Origin of the sequence: Kineococcus siccus, from assembly GCF_009906795.1 — a bacterium.
In the GTDB taxonomy this organism is placed as follows: Bacteria; Actinomycetota; Actinomycetes; order Actinomycetales; family Kineococcaceae; genus Kineococcus; species Kineococcus siccus.
On the sequence record NZ_JAAALN010000022.1, the window covers coordinates 1 to 15,271 of the forward strand.

Here is a 15,271-nt window from a genome sequence, read left to right on the forward strand (position 1 = left end):
GACCGCTCCCGCGCCACGGAGGAGCTCCTCGCGTCCCTCGTGACGTCCGCGCCGCCGCGCGACACGTTCGAACAGGTGTTTGATCTTCCCACCGCCGACTGGCTAGCGTGGGAGGCCACTCCGGGCCCTGGAACGGACCTGGGACGAGGAGCGCGAGGACGAGGAGTGGACGTGGCCGCAGGAGTGGACGACGCCGCAGGAACGGGCCACCGGGCCCCGGTGCACCAGCTGCCCGACGGGCCGCTGGACTCCGCCGGGCTGACGCCGCGTCAGCGCCTGGTGCTGGAGTGCATCCGGGACGCCGTCGAGCGCCGCGGGTACCCCCCCAGCATGCGCGAGATCGGCACCGCCGTCGGGCTCACGAGCCCCAGCAGCGTGGCGCACCAGGTCAAGGCCCTCGAGCGCATGGGCCTGCTCCGCAAGGACCCGCGGCGGCCCCGCACGCTCGAGGTCGTCGCGCCCCCGGCCGCCGTGCCGGCGTCCGCGATCGGCGTGGTCACGGCGGACGACGGCACCCCGGCCGACGACCGCCCCACCCCGACGTGGGTGCCGCTCGTGGGGCGCATCGCGGCCGGCGGGCCGATCCTCGCCGAGCAGCTCGTCGAGGACGTCTTCCCGCTGCCCGCCCAGCTCGTCGGGGCGGGGCAGCACTTCATGCTCCGCGTCGTCGGGGACTCGATGGTCGACGCCGCCATCTGCGACGGGGACTGGGTCGTCGTCCGGCAGCAGCCCACGGCCGAGAACGGCGACGTCGTCGCCGCCATGATCGACGGCGAGGCCACCGTGAAGGTGCTGCAGCGCAAGGACGGTCACGTCAAGCTGCTGCCGCGCAACCCGGTCTACGACCCCATCGACGGGGACGAGGCGACGGTGCTGGGACGCGTCACGGCGGTCCTGCGCAGCCTCTGAGACCGCGCGGGCGGGGGTCGGCCGGGCCCCCGCCGCGCGGGGCGGTGGGTGACGCCGGTCGGGGAGGGCCGCGGCGCCGTCAGAGCGCGGCGCCGACCACCAGCTCGACGGCTCCCTCGACGGCCAGCCGCGGCGTCGTGAGGACGGGGACGGACAGGTCCCGCAGCAGGGGCGCCGCCCCGGCCATGCTGGCCTGGGCGAGGACGACCACGTCGACGCGCTCGGCGCTGCCGAGCACGGCGCGCCGCACGGCGTCGGCCACGCCGGTGGCGTAGGTCAGCAGGTCGCCGTCCTCGAAGGACGCCCACGTGTCGTTGCACTCGACGTCCACGAGCTCGACCTCGCGGCCGTAGTCGGCGGCGCACTCGCGCAGCAGCGGGTGGACCGTGGCGGCCGCCTCGTCGAGGGAGTTCACCACGGCGATGCGGCGCCCGGCCCGCACGGCGGCCTCGGCCATCGGCCGGTCGACGCGGAGCACGGGGATGCCCGCGGCGCGGCCCACGGCCTCCGCGTGGGCGCCGATGGTGGAGCAGGTGCAGACGACCACGTCGGCCCCGTCGCGCAGCAGGCGCCGCAGGCGGTCCTCGATCGCGTCGCCGACCGCCTCGACGCCCTCGCGGCGGGCGGCCTCGAGCAGGCCGGTGTCGACGAGGTGCGCCTCGCGCAGCCGCGGGTCCCGTTCCGCGAGGAGCGCACGGAAGGCCCGGACGTGCGCGTCCGCGGTGTGCAGGAAGCCGACGGTGCCCACGCCGGGAGCATGGCACTCCCGCGACGCGGCCGTCAGCCCCACCGCCGGGATGTTCACCCCGTCGCCACGGATCACCCGGCGGTGCTCGGCCGGGCCAGCCGCCGCAGGGCCTCGTGCGCCACCTCGGGCGAGGTCGTCGGCCAGAAGTCCGGCAGCGTGTCGCGCAGGAACCCGCCGTAGCGGGCGGTCGCGAGCCGCGCGTCCAGGACCGCCACGACACCGCGGTCACCCGTCGCGCGGATCAGCCGGCCCGCGCCCTGCGCGAGGCGCACGGCCGCGTGGGCGGCGGAGACCGTGAGGAACCCGTTGCCGCCCGCCGCGTCCACGGCCTTGGCCCGCGCCGACATCAGCGGGTCGTCGGGACGGGGGAAGGGGATGCGGTCGATGACCACGAGCTGGCACGACTCCCCCGGCACGTCGACGCCCTGCCAGAGGGACATGGTCCCGAACAGGGAGGTGCCGGGGTCGGCGGTGAAGGCGCGCACGAGCTTCGGGAGGCGGTCGTCGCCCTGGCACAGCACGGTGCGACCCGTGCGCCGGCGCACCTCCTCGGCGGCCTCCTCGGCCCCGCGGCGGGAGGAGAACAGCCCCAGCGTCCGGCCGCCCGCCGCGTCGACGAGGGCGGCGAGCTCGGCGAACACGGCCTCGGACGCGCCGCTGCGGCCCGGGGGCGGCAGGTGGCGGGCCACGTAGAGGATCCCCTGCCGCGGGTAGTCGAACGGGCTGCCGACGTCGACGCCCGTCCAGGGTGCCTTGTCGCCCGCAGAGGTCCGGAGCCCGAACGCCCCCGCCACGGCGTCGAAGGACCCGCCGACCGCCAGCGTCGCCGACGTCGCGACCACGACCCGCTCGGAGAACACCCGCTCACGCAGCAGCCCGGCCACCGACAGCGGCGCGACGTGCAGCGACGGCGCGCGGGCGGCCCCGCCCGGCCCCCCGGCCGTGACCCAGGCGACGTCGTGGTCGGAGTCGTCGGTGAGGCGGTCGGCGACGGAGAAGACCTCCTGCAGCGCCGCGCGCGCGAGCTGGCGGGCACCGCGGTTCTCGGGGTCCTCCTCCTTCAGGGCGCCCTCGGTGGCGTCCTTGAGGTCGCTCAGGGCCGTCCGGGAGGCGTCGCGCACGCTCGTGACCGCCGTGCGCAGCGCCTCGGGCCAGCGGTCCAGGCGCCCGGGGGCCGCGTCGTCCAGCGCGGCCTCCAGCGCCACCGTGGCGTCGTCGAGGGCGTCGGCGACGATGCCGGCCGAGCGCCGCAGCCGGCGCGAGGCGCCGTGCAGGACGGCGGCGGACAGCTCGGCGGTGGCGACGGCGGTGACCCGGTCGGCGAGCTCGTGCGCCTCGTCGACGACGAGCACGTCGTGCTCGGGCAGCAGCTGACCGCCCTCGAGGGCGTCGATGGCCGTGATGGCGTGGTTGGTGACGACGACGTCGACCGTGCGGGCCCGGGCGCGCACCCGCTCGGAGAAGCACTCGGCGGCCACCGGGCAGCGCTGGGCGCCCAGGCACTCGCGCGCCGAGACGGACACCTGGCGCCAGGCGCGGTCGCTGACGCCCGGGTCGAGCTCGTCGCGGTCGCCCGTGGTCGTGGTCCCGGCCCACTCCCGCAGGCGCACGACGTCGCGGCCCAGGCGGCCCGTGTCCGCCCCGGTGTCGGCGGTCGGGGCGCCGACGTCGAACAGCGCGCCCTCGTCGGCGGGGAAGCCGCCGTCGAGCTTGTTGCGGCACAGGTAGTTCGCGCGGCCCTTGAGCAGCTCCCACGTCGGGGCGCGGTGCACCAGGGGCGTGAGGGCCTCCGCCACGCGCGGCAGGTCCCGGTCCACGACCTGCGCCTGCAGCGCGAGCGTGGCCGTGGTCACGACGACGGTCCGGCCGGTCGTGACGGCGTGCGCGACCGCGGGGACGAGGTAGGCCATCGACTTGCCGGTGCCGGTGCCGGCCTGCACGAGCAGGTGCCGCTGGGTGCGGACCGCGTCGGTGACCTCCTGGGCCATCCGCACCTGGCCCTCGCGCCGCTGGCCGCCGAGCGCGTCGACCACGACGCCGAGGAGGTCGGCCGCCTCGCGGCTGCCGACCTCCTCGCCGGCCGTGGCGGCCCCGCCCGAGGCCCCCGGGGCGGGCCCGGGGGTCGCGGACGACGTCGTGGTGCTCACCGCAGCATCGTCGGCGACGTCAGGCCGTGGCGGCGCGGAAGGGGCCCAGGTCCGCGGCGAGCCGCGGCCGGACCCGGACGCGCATGCGCGTCCCCGCGTCGGTGTGCTCCTCGGTGAGGACCTGCCCCGAGGTGTGGGCGCGGTGCACCAGGTCGCCGCGCTCGTAGGGCACGCACACGTCGAGCTCGACGTCCGGCACGGGCAGCCGCTGGGCCACCAGGGCCCGCAGCTCCTCGACGCCCTGACCCGTGCGGGCCGAGACGGCGATCGAGCCGCGCTCGCGGCGCAGCAGGCGCTGCAGGACCTCCGGGTCCGCGGCGTCCGCCTTGTTGATCGCGACGAGTTCCGGCACGTCCTGCGCGTCGACGTCGGCGAGGACCGCGCGCACGGCGGCGAGCTGCCCCTCCGGGTCCGGGTGGGACCCGTCGACCACGTGCAGGACGAGGTCGGCCTCGGCCACCTCCTCCAGCGTGGAGCGGAACGCCTCCACGAGCTGGTGCGGCAGCGACCGCACGAAGCCGACCGTGTCGGTCAGCGTGTACGGCCGGTTCTCCGGCGTCAGCGCCTTGCGGACCGTCGGGTCCAGCGTGGCGAAGAGCGCGTCCTCGACCAGCACGCCCGCCCCGGTCAGGCGGTTGAGCAGCGAGGACTTGCCCGCGTTGGTGTAGCCCGTGATGGCCACGGACGGGATCGAGCGGGTCAGGCGCACCGAGCGCTTCTCGTCGCGGGCGGTCTTCATGCCCGTGATCTCGCGGCGCAGCTTGGCCATCCGGGTGCGGATGCGGCGCCGGTCCAGCTCGATCTTCGTCTCACCGGGGCCGCGCGAGCCGATCCCCGCACCGGCGGCCACGCGGCCACCGGCCTGCCGGGACATCGACTCGCCCCAGCCGCGCAGGCGCGGGAGCAGGTACTCGAGCTGCGCGAGCTCGACCTGCGCCTTGCCCTCCCGGCTCTTGGCGTGCTGGGCGAAGATGTCGAGGATCACGGCCGTGCGGTCGACGACCTTGACCTTGACGATGTCCTCCAGCCCGCGGCGCTGGGACGCCGACAGCTCGCCGTCGCAGACGACGGTGTCGGCGCCCTCCTGCGCCACGAGGTCGGCGAGCGCCGCGGCCTTGCCGGCGCCCAGGAAGGTCGCCGGGTCGGGCGTGGCGCGCCGCTGCAGGACGCCCGCGAGGACGTCGGAGCCCGCGGTGGCCGCGAGCGCCGAGAGCTCCTGCAGGGAGACCTCCGCCTCCGGCCGCGTGGAGTCCGCCGAGGACCAGACGCCGGCGAGCACGACGCGCTCGAGGCGCAGCTGCCGGTACTCGACCTCGGTGACGTCGGTGAGCTCGGTGGACAGGCCCGCGGCCCGGCGAAGGGCCCGTCGGTCGGCGAGGTCGAGCTGGTCCCCGTCGAGGGTGGAGTGCTCCGCGGCGCCGTCGGTGGCGGCGGGCAGGGCGTCGGCGTGCCCGGACAGGATCCGGGCCAGGGCGCGGTCGAACTCGGCGTCCGAGACGTGCTCGGCAGCGGCCGCCTCGACGGCGGGCGTGTCCTCGGGCGTCGTGTCCGGCAGGGCGCTGCGAGCGTCGGAGCTGCGCTGCTCCTCGGCGGCCTGCTGGGCCTCCGCGGACGCTCGGCTGTAGCGCTTGTTCATGGACCTCCTCGGTCGGTACCGGGACGCGACCGCACCGGACGGTGCTGCTGGCGTCGCGGCCCAGCTTCTCAGTCAACGGCCACGGCGGCGACGCTATTTCACCGTGGCGGGCCCCCCGCCGCGCCGTCCACAGCCCGCCCCGTCCACAGCCGCCCTGACCCGGGGACGCGCCCGTACCCTGTCCGCGTGAGCACGACCGAGGGCGAGCACTACTTCACCGCGCGGCCCGCGACGGCGGACGAGCGCCGCGAGCTGCACGTCACCCTCGCCGGCCGGGAGCTCACCGTGACCACCGCGCGGGGCGTCTTCAGCGGTGACCGGGTGGACCGCGGCACCGCGGTGCTCCTGCCGCACGTCGAGCCCGACGCCGAGGCGACCGGTGACGTCCTCGACCTCGGCTGCGGCTGGGGTCCGGTCGCCCTGACCGTGGCCCTCGCGCAGCCCCGCCGGACGGTGTGGGCCGTCGACGTCAACGAGCGGGCGCTGGACCTGGTGCGGCGCAACGCGGAGCGGCTCGGGCTCGACGTGCGCGCGGTCCTGCCCGACGACGTGCCCGACGACGTGCGCTTCGCCGAGGTCTGGTCCAACCCGCCGATCCGCATCGGCAAGCCCGCGCTGCACGACCTGCTGCACCGCTGGTGCACCCGGTTGCCGCCCGGGGGCCGGGCGCACCTGGTCGTGCAGAAGAACCTCGGCGCGGACTCGCTGCAGGCGTGGATCGCCGCCGGCGGAGTGCCCGACGTCGACGTCGAGCGCACCGGCACCGCCAAGGGGTTCCGGGTGCTGACGCTCACGAGGCGCTGAGGGCGCCCTCCGCCGTGGGCGCGAGCAGCGCCGGGGCGAGCGTGCCGCGGGCCACCAGCACCGCGGGGCCCGTCAGCCAGACCGTGCCGGCCACCAGGCTCGAGCCCTCCGCCACGGACACGACCAGGTCGCCGCCGGGGACCTCGACGCGGTAGACGTCCGGGCCGCCCGCACCGGCCCACGCGCGCACGGCGAGCGCGGCCGCGCAGGCCCCGGTGCCGCACGAGCGCGTCTCGCCCGACCCGCGCTCGTGCACGCGCATGCGCACGTCGCCGATGTCGGCGACCGCGTCGCCCGTGACGTCGACGCCCAGCAGCGGGACGACCAGCTCGACGTTGGTGCCGTGCGGGGGGACGGGGTCGACCTCGGGCGCCGTCGTCAGGTCCGCCTGCGCCAGCTCGGCGGGTTCCGCGAGCGCCACGACCGTGTGCGGGTTGCCGAGGTCCAGCGTCAGGGCGGGGCGCACGACGCCCAGTCCCGGCACGGCGACGAGGGCGTCGGAGCCGTCGGCCAGGGCGCGCTCGCCGCCCGCGAGCCGCCAGGCGCCCATGTCGGCGGTCCAGCGGCCGTCCGGCTCGCGCCGCAGCCGCTTGACGCCCGAGCGGGTGCCCACGCCGAACCAGCGGCCGTCGCCGGACTCGGCCGGCAGGTGGCCCTCCTGCAGCAGGAACTCGGCGAAGACGCGGACGCCGTTGCCGCACATCTCGGCGAGCGAGCCGTCGGCGTTGCGGTAGTCCATGAACCACTCGGCGGCGCCCGCGACGTCCGCCCCCTCGGGCAGCGCGGCGCTGCGGACGACGCGGATCAGGCCGTCGGCGCCGAGGCCCGCGCGCCGGTCGCAGACGCGGGCGACCTCGGCTGCGGTGGGGGCCCACGTCCCGTCGGGGTCGGCGACGAGGACGAAGTCGTTCTCGGTGCCGTGGCCCTTGGTGAAGGGCAGTCCGGCGCCGGCGTCCGGGGTCTGGGTGCTCACGTCGGGGAGCCTACGGCGCTCGCCCGGGCCGCCAGGAGCCGCCGGACGCGCGCGGCCAGCTCCTCGGGGTCGGCGCCGTCCGGCGCGTCGAGCCAGTGCACCCGGGGGTCGCGGCGGAACCACGACTCCTGCTTGCGCGCGAAGCGGCGGGTCAGCCGCGCCGTCGCCTCGGCGGCCTCCTCGAGCGTCCCGGCACCGTCGAGCGCGGCCAAGACCTGCGCGTACCCGAGCGCCCGCGACGCCGTGCGCCCCTCCCGCAGTCCCTGCGCGGCCAGCCGCTCGACCTCGGCCACGAGGCCGGTGTCCCACATCCGCCGCACGCGGGCGTCGATGCGGGCGTCCAGCTGCTCGCGCGGCACGGCGAGGCCGACCTGCAGGGCGGGCCGGACGTAGCGCGGGTCGGGCAGCGACGCGGCGAACGGCTGCCCCGTGATCTCGCCGACCTCCAGGGCCCGCACCGTGCGCCGGCCGTTGGAGGGCAGGATGCGCGCCGCCGCGTCCGGGTCGCGCCGGGCGAGCTCGGCGTGCAGGTCCGCCGGTCCGCGCGCCGCCAGCTCGGCCTCCCAGCGGGCGCGGACCGCGGGGTCGGTGCCCGGGAAGCGGAGGTCGTCGAGCGCGGCGCGCACGTACAGGCCGGACCCGCCGACGAGCAGCGGGGTCCGCCCCCGGGCGGTGATCTCCGTGAACGCGTCGCGCGCCTGCCGCTGGTACCCCGCGACGTCAGCGGTCTGGTGCACGTCGAGGACGTCGAGCAGGTGGTGCGGCACGCCGCGCCGCTCCACCTCGGTCAGCTTCGCGGTGCCGACGTCCATCCCGCGGTAGAGCTGCATGGCGTCCGCGTTGACGACCTCGCCACCGCCGGGCAGCTGCCGCGCCAGGGCGACGCCCACGTCGGACTTGCCGGACGCGGTCGGCCCCACGACCGCCACCACGTCCGGCGGGTGATCGCACGTCGACTGGCCCACCGCCGCATGGTGGCAGACAGTGGGGCACCCTCTGGAGCGCCAGAGCAGGCCGGCAGTCAGCAGGAGGAGATCACCGTGGGAACGCTCAACTACCTCAAGAAGGCCGCCGAGGACGCCGCCCGCAAGGCCGGCGCCTTCGCGGCGGAGCACAAGGACACCGCGACGGGCGCCGTGGACAAGGCGGCGACGTTCGTCAACACGCGGACGGACGGCAAGTACGCGGACACGATCGCCAAGGCGGCCGGCGCGGCCCAGACCGGCGTGCACAAGGTCGTGGGCGAGCCCGCGGCCGCTCCGTCCACCCCGGCCGGCTCGGACGGGACGCCCATGACCGGCGGCGTCGCCTCCGACGGCACCCCCATGACGGGCCCGCGGTGACCATCCCGACGACGCCGCCCGGCGCGCCCGAGCCGCCCTCGCCCGTCCCCGCGCCGGGACGCCCGGGCGAACCGCTCGTGCCCGAGCCCGGCCCGGAGCCGGCTCCCGCGCCGGAACCCTCGCCGGGTCCGCTGCCGCTCTGACGCGGCGCGCCGGTCGCGGTCAGCGGGTCCGCAGCGTCGGCAGACCGAGGGTGACCGGTCGCGGGCCCGCGGGCTCCGGGGCCGCCTGGCGCGCCTGCCAGGCGTCCCCGGCGCGGGTGCGGCGCAGCGCGTAGGCCGTGGTGTCGTCGGCCTCGAGGTAGTGCGGCGCCCCACGGGTGACCGTCACGGTCGCGACGTCACCCGGGCGGGGCACGTCGGCGCCGGCGGGCACGCTGAAGTGCACGAGCCGGTTGTCGGGTGCGCGGCCCGAAAGGCGCTGCGTCGCAGCGTCCTTGCGGCCCTCCCCCTCGGCGACGAGGACGTCGAGGGTGCGGCCGGCCTGGGCGCGGTTCTCCGCGTAGGCGATCTCGTCCTGCAGCGCCGTCAGCCGGACGTAGCGCTCCTGGACGACCTGCTTGGGGACCTGCTCGCCCATCGTGGCCGCGGGCGTGCCCGGGCGCGGGGAGTACTGGAACGTGAAGGCGCTGGAGAAGCGCGCCTGCTCGACGACCTCCAGCGTCTGCTGGAAGTCCTCCTCCGTCTCCCCCGGGAACCCGACGATGATGTCGGTGGTGATCGCGGCGTCGGGGATGGACGCCCGCACCCGGTCGATGATGCCCAGGAACCGGCTGCGGCGGTAGGAGCGTCGCATCGCCCGCAGGACGCGGTCGGACCCCGACTGCAGCGGCATGTGCAGGCCCGGCATGACGTTCGCCGTCTCGGCCATGGCGTCCACGACGTCGTCGGTGAAGCTGGACGGGTGCGGGCTGGTGAACCGCACGCGCTCGAGCCCCTCGATGCCGCCCGTGGCGCGCAGCAGCTTGCCGAAGGCCAGCCGGTCGCCGAACTCCACGCCGTAGGTGTTGACGTTCTGCCCGAGCAGCGTCACCTCGAGGACGCCCTCGCCCACCAGGGCTTCGATCTCCGCGAGCACGTCGCCGGGGCGGCGGTCCTTCTCCTTGCCGCGCAGCGCCGGCACGATGCAGAAGGTGCAGGAGTTGTTGCAGCCCACGCTGATGCTGACCCACGCCGCGTAGGGCGACTCGCGCCGCGTCGGGAGCGTGGAGGGGAACACGTCCAGCGACTCGAGGATCTCCACCTGGGCCTCGGCGTTGTGCCGCGCCCGCTCCAGCAGCACCGGCAGCGACCCGACGTTGTGGGTCCCGAAGACGACGTCCACCCAGGGCGCCTTGCGGACGATCTCGCCGCGGTCCTTCTGCGCCAGGCAGCCGCCCACCGCGATCTGCATCCCCGGGCGGCGCTCCTTGACGGGCGCCAGGTGGCCGAGGTTGCCGTACAGCTTGTTGTCGGCGTTCTCGCGCACGGCGCACGTGTTGAACACGACGACGTCCGGCTCGGTGACCCCCGCCTCGTCGAAGCGCACGTACCCCGCGTCCTCGAGCAGACCCGACAGGCGCTCGGAGTCGTGCACGTTCATCTGGCAGCCGAACGTGCGGACCTGGTAGGTGCGCGGCGGCGCCTGGACCGTCGTGGCGCCGGGGACGGCCACGTCCAGGGAGGGGGTGGGGACGGTCGGCGTGCTCATCACGGTCCAGGGTAGGTCACCGCCCGGACGTCACGCTCGGATCACGATGTGCTCGCCGTCGCCGCCGCTACCTGATCACCCTGCGGATCACCTGTACGTTCTGCCTCCATGAGTGACCAGCAGCGGTCCACCCGGTCGGGCGCGACCCCCACCGGCCGGCGCCCGCTCGTCGTCCTGGAGGGCGTGGACAAGCACTTCGGCGCGCTGCACGTCCTCAAGGCCGTGGACCTCACGGTCGCCCACGGCGAGGTGGTCGTCGTCATCGGGCCCTCGGGCTCGGGCAAGTCCACGCTGTGCCGCACGATCAACCGGCTCGAGACGATCGACGGCGGCCGGATCACCATCGACGGGGCCGAGCTGCCCGCCGAGGGCAAGGAGCTCGCCCAGCTGCGCGCGGACGTCGGGATGGTGTTCCAGTCGTTCAACCTCTTCGCGCACAAGACGGTCCGCGAGAACGTCACCCTCGGCCCGACCAAGGTGCGCGGGGTGTCCGCCGCCGAGGCGAAGAGGCGGGCCGACGCCCTCCTCGACCGCGTCGGCGTCGCCTCGCAGGCCGACAAGTACCCCGCCCAGCTGTCCGGCGGGCAGCAGCAGCGCGTCGCGATCGCCCGTGCGCTGGCCATGGAGCCGAAGGTCATGCTCTTCGACGAGCCCACCTCGGCCCTGGACCCCGAGATGATCAACGAGGTCCTCGACGTGATGACGGGTCTCGCCAAGGACGGCATGACCATGGTCGTCGTCACGCACGAGATGGGCTTCGCCCGCCGCGCGGCCGACCGCGTGGTGTTCATGGCCGACGGCCAGATCCTCGAGGACGCCGAACCGGAGACGTTCTTCACGGCCCCGCGGCACGAGCGGTCGAAGGACTTCCTGTCCAAGATCCTCACCCACTGACCGACCCCACCACCAGGGAGACCACCGCATGACGCGCAACCGGACGACGACCTTCGCGGCGACGGCCTTCGTGGCCGCCCTGACCCTCGGCGCCTGCGGCCAGGAGGGTTCGCCCCAGACCGGGACGGGCGCTGCCGGTTCGGCGAGCGGCGACGCCGCGCCCAGCTACGCCGTCGCCTCGGACGTCGCCCTCACGGGCAGCCCGACCTTCGACAAGATCAAGGCCGCGGGCAAGGTCCGGATCGGCGTCAAGGCCGACCAGCCCGGCATCGGCCTGAAGGACGCGGCCTCCGGGGAGTACGCGGGCTTCGACATCGAGATCGCCAAGCTCATGGCGGCGAAGCTCGGGCTCACGCCCGACAAGATCGAGTTCACCGAGACCGTCTCGGCCAACCGCGAGCCGTTCCTCCAGCAGGGCACCGTGGACATGGTCGTCGCGTCGTACACGATCAACGACAAGCGCAAGGAGGTCGTGGACTTCGCGGGCCCGTACTACATCGCCGGTCAGGACCTCCTCGTCGCCAAGGACGACACGAGCATCACCGGCGTCGACGCGCTGGCGGGCAAGAAGGTCTGCTCGGTCGAGGGTTCGACGCCCGCGACCCGCATCCGCGACGAGCACCCCGAGGCCACGCTCGTCACGTTCGACACGTACTCCAAGTGCGTCGAGCAGCTGACGTCGGGCTCGGTCGACGCCGTCACCACCGACGACGCGATCCTGCGCGGCTACGCGGCGCAGCAGCCCGACGCGCTCAAGGTCGTCGGCACGCCGTTCAGCGAGGAGCCCTACGGCATCGGGATCGCCAAGGGCGACACCGCGATGCGCACCGCCCTCAACGACGCCATCGAGGCGGCGGTGAGCGACGGCGACTGGAAGAAGGCCTACGACTTCACGCTCGGCGGCAGCGGGACCGACCCGGAGCCGCCGACCGTCGACCGCTACTGAGCGGTCTCGCCGACCGCCGCTGAGCGGTCCCTCCGACCGGGCGGCCACCTCAACGGCGCGGTGGCCGCCCTCCGCTGTCCCGCCCCCCGCTGTCCCGGTCCCCTCCGCGGGAGGGGCCGGCACGGACCACGACAGGAGACGACGTGCAGGTCATCGTCGACAACCTCGACACCTTCGGGCGGGGCGTCTGGGGAACGGTGGTGCTGTTCCTCTGGGGCACCGCGGGTTCCCTGGTGTTCGGCACGCTGCTCGCCGTCCTGCGGGTGGCGCCGAGCGCCGCGATGCGCGCCGCGGGCACGGCCTACGTCAACCTGGTGCGCAACACCCCGCTGACGCTGATCATGGTGTTCTGCATCCTCGGGCTGCCGATCCTCAGGATCACGTTCACCGAGGAGGTCGGCACGCAGTACCGGATCTACGCCGTGCTGGCGCTGGTCGCCTACACCTCGTGCTTCGTGTGCGAGGCCATCCGCTCGGGGATCAACACGGTGCCGGTCGGGCAGGCGGAGGCCGCCCGGGCGATCGGCCTGCCGTTCGGTCAGGTGCTCTCGCTCGTCGTGCTGCCGCAGGCGGTCAAGGCCGTCATCCCGCCGCTGGGGAGTGTCCTCATCGCGATGCTGAAGAACACGTCGATCGCGTCCGCCGCGAGCAACTACGAGCTGATCTCCGCGATGCGCAACCTCATCGAGCAGAACGGGAACGCCGTGATCCCCATCCTCCTCGGCATCACCGTCGCCTACGTCCTGCTGGTGGCCGTGGTCTCCGCGGTCATCGCCCTCCTCGAGCGCGCGGCGGTGACGGCGTGACGAGCGTCCTGTACGACGCCCCGGGCCCGCGGGCCCGGGCGCTGAACCGCGTCCTGACGCTCGTGGGCGTCGCCCTGGTCGCCGGCGTCGTCGCCTTCGTCGTGTGGCGCCTGCAGTCCGCGCTGCAGCTGACGGCGTCGAAGTGGAGCGTCTTCACCTACGCCGACATCCAGCGGGCTCTCTTCCGGGCCTGGTGGGCGACGATGAAGATCGCCCTGGTCGCGATCGCGCTGTCGGTCGTGCTCGGCGCGGTCCTCGCCGCGCTGCGGCTCTCGACCGTCCGGGCGCTGCGGCTGCCGGCGACGGTGCTCGTGCAGTTCCTGCGCGCGCCTCCCGTGCTGCTGATGATGTTCTGGTTCTTCTACGGCGCGCGCGGCGCGGTGCCCGTCTTCTGGTGCGGCGTGCTCGGGCTGACGCTCTACAACGGCGCGATCATCGCCGAGATCCTCCGCGCGGGGGTCCGGGCGCTGCCCGCCGGCCAGCGCGAGGCCGGCCTCGCCGTGGGCCTCACACCCAGCCAGGTCACGTGGACGATCCTGCTCCCGCAGGCGCTGCGCTCGATGCTGCCGTCCCTGCTGGCCCAGGTCGTCGTCATCCTCAAGGACACGGCGCTGATCTACATCCTCGGCTACTCCGAGCTGCTGCGCTGGGGCACGGGCCTGGGGACGCAGTACTTCAACCTCGTGCCGGCGACGATCGTCATCGCCGTGGTCTACATCGCGACGAACTCGGTCGTCGCGGCCGCGGCGAAGGTCCTCGAACGGCGGCTGTCGACGACGAGCCGGGCGACGCGGACCGCGGCGATGCCCGGGGCACCGGCACAGGTGGAGTCCGGCAGCGCGGTCTAACCCGTGGTGCGGGAGGCCCGCGCGCGCAGCGCGTCGACGAGGGTCCGCCCCGCGCCGACGGGCCGGAAGGCGCGAGCGGCGCCGGTGAGCGCGGCCTGCTCGTCGGCGGCGAGGTGCAGGTCCGCGGCGGCCACGTTGGACTCCAGCTGCTCGACGCTCGAGGCGCCGGGGATGACGACGACCCGGGGCAGGCCCAGCAGCCACGCCAGCGCCACCTGGGCGGGCTTCGCGTCGTGCCCGGCGGCCACCTCGCGGACGGTCGCGAGCAGCGGGGCGATCCGGCGCAGGTTCTCGACGGAGAAGAGCGGGTTCGCGGCCCGCATCCCGCCGGGGCGGTGGTCGGCGTCGTAGCGGCCTCCGAGCACCCCCTGGGCCAGCGGTGACCACGCCATGACGATGCGGTCCGCCCGCTCCGCGAAGGGCACCAGGTCGTCCAGCGCGCCCGGGTGGGCGAGGGAGAACTGGACCTGGTTGCTGACCACGGGCCGGCCGAGGGCCGCGTCGGCGGCGCGCCACCGGGCGAGGGAGTAGTTCGAGACGCCGACGGCGCCGATCCGGTGCTCGTCCAGCAGCCGCCGCATCCCGGGCATGATCACCGCGTCGGGGAACAGCGGGTTGGCCTGGTGCACCTGGTACAGCGGGATGCGCGGCAGCCGCAGCCGACGGGCACTGCCGTGCGCGCGGGCGTGCACGACCGCCGGCAGCGGCAGGACGGGGAAGACCTTGCTGGCCACGACGACGTCGTCCCGCCCGTCGCCCAGCGCTGCGCTGAGGATGCGCTCGCTGCGGCCGAAGCCGTAGACCTCGGCGGTGTCGAACAGGGTCACGCCGAGTTCGCGGGCTCGCCGGACGATGGCGTGCGCGGTGCCGGACTCGTACTCGCGGCCGTACCCCCACTCCCGGGACCCGAACTGCCAGGTGCCCAGCCCCACGCGACTGACCGGGCCGAGACCGTCCACCTCGAGGAACTCCATGACCCCAGTGTCCGCCGGACCTCCGCGGCCGGTGACGGAGGGCCCGTCAGTCGTCGACCGGGTCGCCCGTGACCTCGAGGTCCAGAGCCTCGCGGACGAGGCGGAACGCCAGGCCGGGGGCGTACCCCCGCCGGGCCAGGGCCCCCGTCAGGCGGCGCTGCCGCCGGACCGGGTCCATCCCGCGCGTGGCCGCGAGCGGCCTGCGCAGCACCTCACGCGCCGCGGCCTCCTCCGACGCGTCGGTGACCTCCACCAGCGCCTGCTCCGCGGTCTCGTCGTCGACGCCCTTGGTCCGCAGCTCCTGGGCCAGGGCACGACGAGCGAGCCCGCGCGTGCGCTGCCGGGTCCGCACTAGGGCGCCCGCGAAGGCTGCGTCGTCGACGAGCCCGACCTCCTCGAGACGGTCCAGCACCGCGCCGGCGACCGCCTCGGGGACGTCCTTGGCGGACATCTTGTCCGCGAGCTGCGCTCGGCTGCGCGGCGCCATCGTCAGCTGGCGCAGAGCGATGGCACGCGCCACCTCGTGCGGGTCCTGCTCCGGGACGTCGGGCGCC

At 75.1% G+C, this 15,271-nt stretch carries 15 protein-coding genes; 7 read left to right on the plus strand and 8 right to left on the minus strand.

All coding sequences use genetic code 11. The features are described 5' to 3' along the window. Positions 1-219 precede the first annotated feature (219 nt). The gene (gene lexA / locus GTR02_RS04825; protein WP_420814693.1) at positions 220-909 is read left to right on the plus strand and encodes a transcriptional repressor LexA; all 690 of its coding nucleotides are present in this window, start codon (positions 220-222) and stop codon (positions 907-909) included. 79 nt (positions 910-988) lie between these two features. Here the strand turns inward: lexA and GTR02_RS04830 are convergent, their stop codons facing one another. The 3 genes from GTR02_RS04830 to hflX all read right to left on the minus strand — a co-directional run bounded on the left by GTR02_RS04830 (position 989) and on the right by hflX (position 5,440). Beyond that, on the minus strand, positions 989-1,657 hold the full coding sequence (locus tag GTR02_RS04830; RefSeq protein WP_166606343.1) for an aspartate/glutamate racemase family protein: 669 nt from the start codon (positions 1,655-1,657) through the stop codon (positions 989-991). A 71-nt stretch (positions 1,658-1,728) separates the two neighbouring features. Next, entirely contained in the window at positions 1,729-3,804 is a 2,076-nt protein-coding gene (locus tag GTR02_RS04835; RefSeq protein ID WP_338073584.1) for an ATP-dependent DNA helicase, read from the minus strand. 19 nt (positions 3,805-3,823) lie between these two features. After that, positions 3,824-5,440, minus strand: coding sequence for a GTPase HflX (hflX, locus tag GTR02_RS04840; RefSeq protein ID WP_166606344.1), 1,617 nt, complete (start codon positions 5,438-5,440; stop codon positions 3,824-3,826). A 186-nt stretch (positions 5,441-5,626) separates the two neighbouring features. On the opposite strand from hflX, the gene GTR02_RS04845 reads away from it, so the two are divergent. After that, positions 5,627-6,244: a methyltransferase gene (locus GTR02_RS04845; RefSeq protein WP_166606345.1), complete on the plus strand. Its 618-nt coding sequence runs from the start codon at positions 5,627-5,629 to the stop codon at positions 6,242-6,244. On the opposite strand, the gene dapF is transcribed toward GTR02_RS04845, so the two are convergent. Together dapF and miaA are read right to left on the minus strand one after the other, a co-directional pair. Then, entirely contained in the window at positions 6,231-7,217 is a 987-nt protein-coding gene (dapF, locus tag GTR02_RS04850; protein WP_166606346.1) for a diaminopimelate epimerase, read from the minus strand. The genes GTR02_RS04845 and dapF overlap by 14 nt on opposite strands. After that, on the minus strand, positions 7,214-8,182 hold the full coding sequence (gene miaA / locus GTR02_RS04855; RefSeq protein WP_338073585.1) for a tRNA (adenosine(37)-N6)-dimethylallyltransferase MiaA: 969 nt from the start codon (positions 8,180-8,182) through the stop codon (positions 7,214-7,216). The genes dapF and miaA overlap by 4 nt, the downstream gene beginning before the upstream one ends. Before the next feature lie 75 nt (positions 8,183-8,257). On the opposite strand from miaA, the gene GTR02_RS04860 reads away from it, so the two are divergent. Continuing rightward, positions 8,258-8,560 (plus strand): Rv0909 family putative TA system antitoxin, encoded by a 303-nt coding sequence (locus tag GTR02_RS04860; protein WP_166606347.1) that lies wholly within the window; start codon positions 8,258-8,260, stop codon positions 8,558-8,560. Between the two features lie 162 nt (positions 8,561-8,722). Here the strand turns inward: GTR02_RS04860 and miaB are convergent, their stop codons facing one another. Then, complete coding sequence (miaB, locus tag GTR02_RS04865; RefSeq protein ID WP_240895078.1) at positions 8,723-10,249, minus strand: tRNA (N6-isopentenyl adenosine(37)-C2)-methylthiotransferase MiaB; 1,527 nt, start codon at positions 10,247-10,249, stop codon at positions 8,723-8,725. A 108-nt stretch (positions 10,250-10,357) separates the two neighbouring features. On the opposite strand from miaB, the gene GTR02_RS04870 reads away from it, so the two are divergent. The 4 genes from GTR02_RS04870 to GTR02_RS04885 all read left to right on the plus strand — a co-directional run bounded on the left by GTR02_RS04870 (position 10,358) and on the right by GTR02_RS04885 (position 13,743). Further along, on the plus strand, positions 10,358-11,143 hold the full coding sequence (locus GTR02_RS04870) for an amino acid ABC transporter ATP-binding protein (protein ID WP_166606348.1): 786 nt from the start codon (positions 10,358-10,360) through the stop codon (positions 11,141-11,143). A 28-nt stretch (positions 11,144-11,171) separates the two neighbouring features. Further along, positions 11,172-12,089: a glutamate ABC transporter substrate-binding protein gene (locus tag GTR02_RS04875; protein ID WP_166606349.1), complete on the plus strand. Its 918-nt coding sequence runs from the start codon at positions 11,172-11,174 to the stop codon at positions 12,087-12,089. A gap of 143 nt (positions 12,090-12,232) precedes the next feature. Next, positions 12,233-12,895, plus strand: a complete 663-nt coding sequence (locus tag GTR02_RS04880) for an ABC transporter permease subunit (protein ID WP_166606350.1) — start codon at positions 12,233-12,235, stop codon at positions 12,893-12,895. Further along, positions 12,892-13,743, plus strand: coding sequence for an ABC transporter permease subunit (locus GTR02_RS04885; protein ID WP_166606351.1), 852 nt, complete (start codon positions 12,892-12,894; stop codon positions 13,741-13,743). Before GTR02_RS04880 ends, GTR02_RS04885 begins: the two co-directional genes overlap by 4 nt. Here the strand turns inward: GTR02_RS04885 and GTR02_RS04890 are convergent. Together GTR02_RS04890 and GTR02_RS04895 are read right to left on the minus strand one after the other, a co-directional pair. Further along, entirely contained in the window at positions 13,740-14,717 is a 978-nt protein-coding gene (locus tag GTR02_RS04890) for an aldo/keto reductase (RefSeq protein WP_166606352.1), read from the minus strand. The two genes, GTR02_RS04885 and GTR02_RS04890, sit on opposite strands and share 4 nt — an antisense overlap. Positions 14,718-14,763: 46 nt before the next feature. Next, on the minus strand, positions 14,764-15,237 hold the full coding sequence (locus tag GTR02_RS04895) for a regulatory protein RecX (RefSeq protein WP_338073586.1): 474 nt from the start codon (positions 15,235-15,237) through the stop codon (positions 14,764-14,766). Positions 15,238-15,271: the final 34 nt, after the last annotated feature.

Bases quoted from the DNA above. Each gene is read 5' to 3' on its own strand.
- hflX (WP_166606344.1), bottom strand. From the start codon at position 5,440: ATGAACAAGCGCTACAGCCGAGCGTCCGCGGAGGCCCAGCAGGCCGCC.
- miaB (WP_240895078.1), bottom strand. From the start codon at position 10,249: ATGAGCACGCCGACCGTCCCCACCCCCTCCCTGGACGTGGCCGTCCCC.
- GTR02_RS04870 (WP_166606348.1), top strand. From the start codon at position 10,358: ATGAGTGACCAGCAGCGGTCCACCCGGTCGGGCGCGACCCCCACCGGC.
- GTR02_RS04875 (WP_166606349.1), top strand. From the start codon at position 11,172: ATGACGCGCAACCGGACGACGACCTTCGCGGCGACGGCCTTCGTGGCC.
- GTR02_RS04890 (WP_166606352.1), bottom strand. From the start codon at position 14,717: ATGGAGTTCCTCGAGGTGGACGGTCTCGGCCCGGTCAGTCGCGTGGGG.